At 63.0% G+C, this 6,687-nt stretch carries 6 protein-coding genes and 1 pseudogene; 4 read left to right on the top strand and 3 right to left on the bottom strand.

Annotated elements, in window-relative coordinates:
- Positions 1-182 precede the first annotated feature (182 nt).
- The gene (locus NKH41_RS12515) at positions 183-2,174 is read right to left on the bottom strand and encodes a PhoX family protein (RefSeq protein ID WP_352770227.1); all 1,992 of its coding nucleotides are present in this window, start codon (positions 2,172-2,174) and stop codon (positions 183-185) included.
- A 201-nt stretch (positions 2,175-2,375) separates the two neighbouring features.
- Here NKH41_RS12515 and NKH41_RS12510 point away from each other — a divergent pair, with 201 nt between their 5' ends.
- The 3 genes and pseudogenes from NKH41_RS12510 to NKH41_RS12500 all read left to right on the top strand — a co-directional run.
- Positions 2,376-2,714 carry a hypothetical protein gene (locus tag NKH41_RS12510; protein WP_023679017.1) on the top strand — a complete coding sequence of 113 codons (339 nt, stop codon included), beginning with the start codon at positions 2,376-2,378 and terminating at the stop codon, positions 2,712-2,714.
- A 14-nt stretch (positions 2,715-2,728) separates the two neighbouring features.
- A complete protein-coding gene (locus NKH41_RS12505) occupies positions 2,729-3,430 on the top strand; it encodes a phosphatase PAP2 family protein (RefSeq protein WP_352451848.1) in 702 nt (233 codons plus the stop codon).
- A gap of 259 nt (positions 3,431-3,689) precedes the next feature.
- Positions 3,690-3,939, top strand: a pseudogene (locus NKH41_RS12500) (sodium-independent anion transporter); the annotation flags it as partial.
- 15 nt (positions 3,940-3,954) lie between these two features.
- Here the strand turns inward: NKH41_RS12500 and NKH41_RS12495 are convergent.
- Positions 3,955-4,815 (bottom strand): SMP-30/gluconolactonase/LRE family protein, encoded by an 861-nt coding sequence (locus tag NKH41_RS12495; protein WP_352770224.1) that lies wholly within the window; start codon positions 4,813-4,815, stop codon positions 3,955-3,957.
- A 115-nt stretch (positions 4,816-4,930) separates the two neighbouring features.
- Between NKH41_RS12495 and NKH41_RS12490 the strand changes: the two genes are divergently transcribed.
- A complete protein-coding gene (locus NKH41_RS12490) occupies positions 4,931-5,734 on the top strand; it encodes a helix-turn-helix domain-containing protein (RefSeq protein ID WP_352770221.1) in 804 nt (267 codons plus the stop codon).
- Positions 5,735-5,859: 125 nt separating this feature from the next.
- Here the strand turns inward: NKH41_RS12490 and NKH41_RS12485 are convergent, their stop codons facing one another.
- Positions 5,860-6,657, bottom strand: a complete 798-nt coding sequence (locus NKH41_RS12485) for a C40 family peptidase (protein ID WP_352770219.1) — start codon at positions 6,655-6,657, stop codon at positions 5,860-5,862.
- Positions 6,658-6,687: the final 30 nt, after the last annotated feature.

Below are 6,687 nucleotides of genomic sequence, written 5' to 3'. Positions count from 1 at the left end.
CTCCTTGCCCAGCAAGAAGGTTGAATCAGATTTGCCCGCCCAAGGGAATCCCACGCCGATTCAGCCTCAAGTCATCCCGCTCTAGTCGGCGCATGATGCGCAGCATGGATGCATCCGGTATCGGAAGGAAGGATTTCGTACCGCCGAAATCCTTCCTTGAGACTGCAAGACCTTGCTGCGTGTCAGACCGCGATCTTGCCGCCGCCTTGCCTGGTGATGGCAACGACCGCCGGGCGCACCGGCATGTCCGGCTTGAAGTCGGGCCAGCGCGTCGACAAATCCTCATAGTAGGACGGACGGCCGAAAGCCTCCCAGTCCTCGCCGCCGTCGCCCGGATGCTGGACCGCAACGAAGGCGGTCTGGTCGTCCGGCGCAAACAGGGGACCGCACATTTCGGCGCCGATCGGCACGCGGAAGAACAGCTTTGATGTCGCCCGTGCCGTCCCCTCCGTATCGACAGCCCACAGACCGTCGGTGCGGCCGGTGGCTTTCGGGCCTTGGCCGTCGGTGGCGACCCAGAGGCGGCCAGCCGAATCTACCGTGCAATTGTCCGGCATGCCGAACCAGCCATTGGCGGTGGTTGCGGTCGAGAAGGTGGCGCCGACGTCGGCCACAGCGGGATCGCCGCATTTCAGCAGGATTTCCCACCTGCCCTTTGTCGCGGTGAAATCACCGCCGTCCTCGACGATCTCGATGATGTGGCCAAAGGCATTTTCGGCACGCGGGTTGGCAGCGTCGACCTGGTCGGCCTTGCGCTTCGAATTGTTGGTCAGCATGACATAGACCTTGCCGTTGGCGGCATTGGGCTGGATGTCTTCCGGGCGGTCCATCTTGGTGGCGCCGAGCAGGTCGGCGGCGCGGCGCGTCTCGATCAGCACGTCGGCCTCGCCGGCAAAGCCGTTCTCCGCCGTCAGCGGCCCCTGGCCGAAGGCGATCGGCAGCCATTCGACCGAACCGTCGTCGGCGAACTTGGCTACATGCAAGGTGCCGTCGTCGAGCAAATCCATGTTGGCGGCGCGGTTGTCCGGATCGAACTTGCCTGTGGTGACGAACTTATAGACATAGTCGAAGCGCTCGTCGTCGCCGAGATAGAAGACGACACGGCCATCCTTGGCGACGATCGATTCGGCGCCCTCATGCTTGAAGCGCCCCATCGCGGTGCGCTTCCTCGGCGCCGAAGTCGGATCCTGGACGTCGACCTCGACGATCCAGCCGAAGCGGTTTGGCTCGTTCGGCTCCTTGCCGATGTCGAAACGGTCGTAATGCGCTGCCCATTCATAGGCACCTTCGGGAATGCCGAGGCGCTTGTAATTGGCGGCTTCCTTATGCCCCTGCGGCAGCTCGCCCGAGAAATAGCCGTGGATGTTCTCCTCGGCCATGACATAGGTGCCCCACGGCGTGACGCCGCCGGCGCAATTGTTGATGGTGCCGATGACCTTCGTGCCGGTCGGATCGGCGCTGGTCTTGACGCGGTCGTGGCCGGCGACCGGGCCGGAGAGCGCGATCTCGGTGTTGGAGGTGATGCGGCGGTTGAGCTTGCCGTCGCGAACGACCTGCCATTTGCCTGATACCTTGCGTATCTCGACGATAGTGCCGCCATGCGCGGCCATCTCGACATCGACTTGCTCCTTGCTGAGGGGCGCCTGCTTGGCTTTGCCATCGACGATGGTGACGAGACCCGGAAACATCAGGTGCGGATTGGTGTATTCGTGATTGACGACCAGCAGGCCGTGCTCGGCCGAGCCGTCGATCGGGATATAACCGACATAGTCGTTGTTGTAGCCGAATTGTCTGGCCTGGGCTTCCGCCGACTGTTTTGTCGGATCGAATCCCGGCGAATCGGCGAACAGCGGATCGCCCCAGCGCAGCAGCACGTCGGCGTCATAGCCAGGTGCGACGTGATGCTTGTCGTCGATGCCGGCCTCGAGCTCGTCGAAAGCGAAGGCGGAGCCTTTGGCGGCGCGGGCGTTGTCGGCGGTGATCAGCGCCAGCGGGCTGACGGTAGCGGCTATGGCCGAGACGGCAAGCGAACCCTTGAGGAAGCCGCGGCGCGAGAACCGCGCGGCGATGATCTCACCCATGGTGCGGTTGTCGGTGGGATTGGCTCCTGGCCCATCGTTTTCCTCGAGCAGGCTGGTGCGGAAATGGGCGTCAGGGGTGCGATGTTCGGTCATAGGGCCTGCCTCTGGCTGGATGGATTGCTGGAGCGTGTTGCCTTGCCAATCCGGTATTACCGGCAGGTCACAGTTTGATGACATGCCGGCTAAATTGCCACCTGCGATTTCGTATCCAACATCGGCCCCGCTTGACCGCGACCGGCGCTTCGGAAACAAGAGCTGCGGCAGGCGGTAGGGACCGCATCGGGAGGAACAAAAGTGAGTTTCTGGGGACTTGGGCAGCTCTGCGTCTCGACGGTGATCTTCCTGCTGGCGGCGATGGCCGCAAAACAGTGGGGGCTGGCGCCGAGCCTCGGCAAGATCGTGCTGACGTTGGCGCTCTACTCGCTGGGCAATCTGATCATGCTGAGGCTGATCCGTGAATTCGGCATGTCGGTGTCGTTCAGCCTGTCGGCGGTGATCCAGCTGGTGTCGGTGAATGTGGTGGCGCTGGTCTTCTTCGGCGAACGCGTCAATGCCTTGCAGGCAACCGGCATCGTGCTTGCCATCGCAGCTGTGGCGCTGATCACGCTCGGGCCCTATCTGCAAAGGCTGTAACTGCGATCGGGCCGATGAAGAAGATTGCAAGCAGACTGCCCAACTGGCTGGAGTTCCCGGTTCTGCTGGCCGGGCTGGTCATTGCCGGCGGGCTGTGGGGGTTCGAGGAGCTGATGGAGCTGGCGCGGGCGACCACGCCGCATGCCTTCGACACCGAAATCCTGCTTGCCTTCCGCAAAGCCGGCCAGCCCGACAATCCGATCGGACCGGCGTGGCTGGAAGGGGCGATGCGCGACATCACCAGCCTCGGCAGCGCCAGCGTACTGCTGCTGATCACGGCAGCAATGATCGTCTATCTGCTCCTTATCCGCAGGCCAGGCGCGGCGCTTCTCATGTTCGTCGCGGTAGCGGGCGGCCAGCTCCTGTCAAGCGTGCTGAAATTCGACATCGACCGGCCGCGCCCCGATCTGGTCTCGCATCTCGCCGATGTGGCATCGCTTTCGTTTCCGAGCGGCCACGCCATGCTGTCGGCGGTGACGTATTTGACGCTGGGCAGCATGGCGGCGCGGGTTTTGCCCGGGCGCACAACGAAGATCTATGTACTCGGGCTGGCGGTGCTGACGACAGTGGTGGTCGGCATCAGCCGCATCTATCTCGGCGTCCACTGGCCGTCCGACGTATTGGCCGGCTGGTGCGCCGGCTTTGCCTGGGCGATGCTGTGCTGGCTTGCGGCACGGTTCCTGCAGCGATGGCTTGGGCGGGCCGACGGCACCTGACTCAAATCAGCCTGTTGATCAGGCCATGACCGCAGCCTGCCAGCAGGAAAACCATCGACAGCAAGGCTGTCGAGGTTGCCAACGCTTTGAATATCTTCACCCGCTCATCCTTTTGAGGTCGTTCCTGTGAAATCGGGATCGCAGCGGATGTCCCGCCAAACGATGCCGAGGTTTGTAGCATGACAGCGCATCGGCTGGCAAAGAGTGCTGCATGTTTGGAGGCAGATCATCAATCCTTGGTGCAGAAAGACGTCGCCGACCACGCCAGCGCAGGAACTTCATCCTCGATTGTTCGGCGGTGCCGTTCTTCGATTCGACGGCAGCCAATGTCATCGAGGGCGCGGGCCCACAAGGCGAGCCGCGCCGGCGTTCGCTTCATTATATCAGGCGCTTCAGCGCAGGATACGCCGCATGCTAATCAACCACGGCGTCAAGCGGCCGCTGGTGACTTATGCGCCTCGATCACGGATGCGCGGGCGCAGCTGAGGAGAGCCGCGCCCGTCGCCTGAACTGGCAACGCCGGCTCAGTCGAGGCCCAACGCTGAGACCTCGCCCTCGTTCATCAGCGGCACGAAGATTGTCGACCTGCCGTCGGTGCCGATGTCGGCGCTGCCCGGCTTGAACGTCGCAACCGCTTGCGGCGTGCCGCCGGCTTTGTAGCGGTAGAGCGTGCCGGTCATATAGGCAGTGGCGTAGATGCTGCCGCCGATGGCAACGACGCCATCGAGGTTGGCAAACTTTTCCGCGCCAGTCAGTGGCGAAACGGCCTTGGTAGCAAGATCGACCGAGAGCAGGCCGCCCGGCTCCGCGGTGCTGAAGTCGGGCTTGATGCCCTTGCCCCAGGAAGCGACGATCAGCCGGCCGCCATCGGCGAAGATGCCATTCGGCGAAGCAAGCGCCGCATCCCTGACGAACAGTTCGGGCCGGTCGCCGTCTATGCGATAGATCGTATCGGCAAGCATATCCGTGACGTAGATCTTGCCGGACGCGTCGGCGGTCACGTCGTTGAGAAAGACCGCGTTCGGCACGTCGATCGTCGATGTTAGCTTGCCGCTTGCGAGGTCGACGACGCGCACATGGGTGAGGTCGGCGACGTAGAGTTTGCCGCCGACAATCGCCATGCCCTTGGGCGCGTCCATGCCGTCGGTCCAGTGTTGCGTGACTAGCTTGCCGTCCATCGACAGGATCGACAGATAGCCGTTGCCGTCGGCTTCGCCGGGATTGCCGACGATGTTCGAGACGACAACGCGCTGGCCGGCGGCGTCGAACAGCGCCGATTCAGGCTGCTCGAGGCCGCCGGTGCGCCACAGTTCAGCGGCCTGAACTGCCGGCGCGGCTGCGATGCCGACCAGGGCGAGAAGCATCGAGGTGAAGAGGCTCTTCATGGCTAGTCTCCTGTAATGGACTGGCGGAGAGCTAGGCTTTTCGATACTTTTCGGGAAGAGCTATCAGGACTAGTACCGAAGGCTGATACCAAATCGTGCAAAAGAGGTGCATCCCATGAACGGCCTGATCTTCGAAGCGCTGAAGCGGACGCTTAAGGCAAAGGGCATCACCTATCGCGTCCTTGCCGAGCGGATGGGTGTTTCCGAGCCGACGGTGAAGCGCATCTTCCACGAGCGCAACTGCAAGCTCGACCGGCTGATGGAGATCTGCACTGCCGCCGGCGTAGAGTTGGAGAACGTGCTCGGCTCTATGAACAGAGGACCAGGACCCGCCAACCAGATCGCGCCGGAGATCGAGCGCAAGCTCGCCGGGCGGCCGGCACTGCTGTTCGTCTTTGTCATGCTTTCCGAGAAATTCACGCCCGAAGGCATCATGCGCTCACAAGGGCTGAGCGAGGCTTCGATGTTCCTCTATCTGCGCGAGCTCGAGGAACTCAGCCTGGTCGCGCTCGGTCGCGGCCTGTCGGCAAGGCTGCTGATCGAGGCGCCGATCCAGTGGAATTTCGAGGGGCCATTGCGGCCGCTGTTCGAGACGACCAACAAGAATTTCATCGGCTGGGCCATCACCCATCTTGAGCGCGAGTCGACGTTCGTCAGCTTCTCCAGGCGGATGCGGCCGGAAACGGCGGAAATGGTCAGGCGCGAGGCGGAGGAATTGGCGGAGCGCGCCAAATTGCTTGCTCATCACGACCAGCACACGACGCCTGAAGACCGACTGGTCGGCTACAAATGGACGTTTGCGTTCGGCGCAACGCCGTTCCCGGTGATCATGCCGATCGGGCCGCATCCGCGCGACGCAGGCGCACGGACCGACGATCGAGTTGCGGCTGCCGCAAACGGACGACGTCTGCCGGCCTAGGTCAAAATGCAGAACGACCGAGTCCGGGCTGTTGGCGGCAGCCAGTCTGACTGAGCTTCTTACCCCTGAGTATCGGCCGCAAACCGGTTCTCAAAGGGCCCCTGCTCAAACACAAGATCGAGCGGCTATTCGGCAGTCTTGGTCGCTACCTTGTCATCCCAGACCATCTGCCGGTAGTCGAAGCCGTATTCCAGCGTCGGCTTGACAATACGGAAATAGGGCGACAGGTCGAAATCGCGCGGCGTGTAGAGCGAGTGATGGCGGATGTGCAGGATTTCCCTGCGCGAATAGCTCGACTGGGCCGAGGCACGGCCAGGCGCCCGGGTAATCTCCGGCAGGATCGGGTAGCGGATCAGGCCATACGCCTCGGCGATCAGCGACGAGCAGATGGCGCGCGTCGGGTCGCCGGAACCGAAAGCCAGCATGCGGCGGCGCCAGCGCACCGGCACCGGCGGCGTCGGCAAGAAGTAGCGCAGCATGTCGAATATGTTCCTGAGATCGTATCTGAGACCGAGCCTGCCGATCATGAACGCGACGACCGCTTCGCGATCGTCCGGAGCCAGGCCACTCGCCCGGCAGATGCGGGTGTTGTAGCTGCGATAGCGCGACAGCGGCACGGCGATGCAGCCATCGCCGAGCGTGACCTCGATCAGGCGCCGCCGCTCCGATCCGTCCTCCGACTCCGGTAATGCATCGCCGATATAGAAGGCGGCATGCGACCAGGTCGACTGGGTGAGGTATTTGATCGCCGCCGAGATCTTCTGGTTGCCTTCGATGAGCAGGATGTCGCCGGGCTCGAGCGTTCGGCGCAACGTTTCGGCGTCCGACGGCGTGTAAGGCTCGTAGCCGGACGATTCCTCCTGCAGCCGGCCGGCAAGCCAGCGGCCAAGTCGGTCCAGAAGCGTGTCGCCGGGCTCGGTCATGCCAGACGGCGATTACCACAGGGCGGCAAG

The organism is Mesorhizobium sp. M1169, assembly GCF_040318345.1.
Taxonomy (GTDB): domain Bacteria; phylum Pseudomonadota; class Alphaproteobacteria; order Rhizobiales; family Rhizobiaceae; genus Mesorhizobium.
The sequence above is the reverse complement of the archived record's forward strand: the minus strand, read 5'-3'. Positions and strand labels throughout refer to the sequence as shown.

What these genes read in the sequence shown, in the direction of transcription:
- NKH41_RS12515 (WP_352770227.1), bottom strand. Translation starts at nt 2,174, where the DNA reads ATGACCGAACATCGCACCCCTGACGCCCATTTCCGCACCAGCCTGCTC.
- NKH41_RS12490 (WP_352770221.1), top strand. Translation starts at nt 4,931, where the DNA reads ATGAACGGCCTGATCTTCGAAGCGCTGAAGCGGACGCTTAAGGCAAAG.
- NKH41_RS12485 (WP_352770219.1), bottom strand. Translation starts at nt 6,657, where the DNA reads ATGACCGAGCCCGGCGACACGCTTCTGGACCGACTTGGCCGCTGGCTT.
- NKH41_RS12505 (WP_352451848.1), top strand. Translation starts at nt 2,729, where the DNA reads ATGAAGAAGATTGCAAGCAGACTGCCCAACTGGCTGGAGTTCCCGGTT.
- NKH41_RS12495 (WP_352770224.1), bottom strand. Translation starts at nt 4,815, where the DNA reads ATGAAGAGCCTCTTCACCTCGATGCTTCTCGCCCTGGTCGGCATCGCA.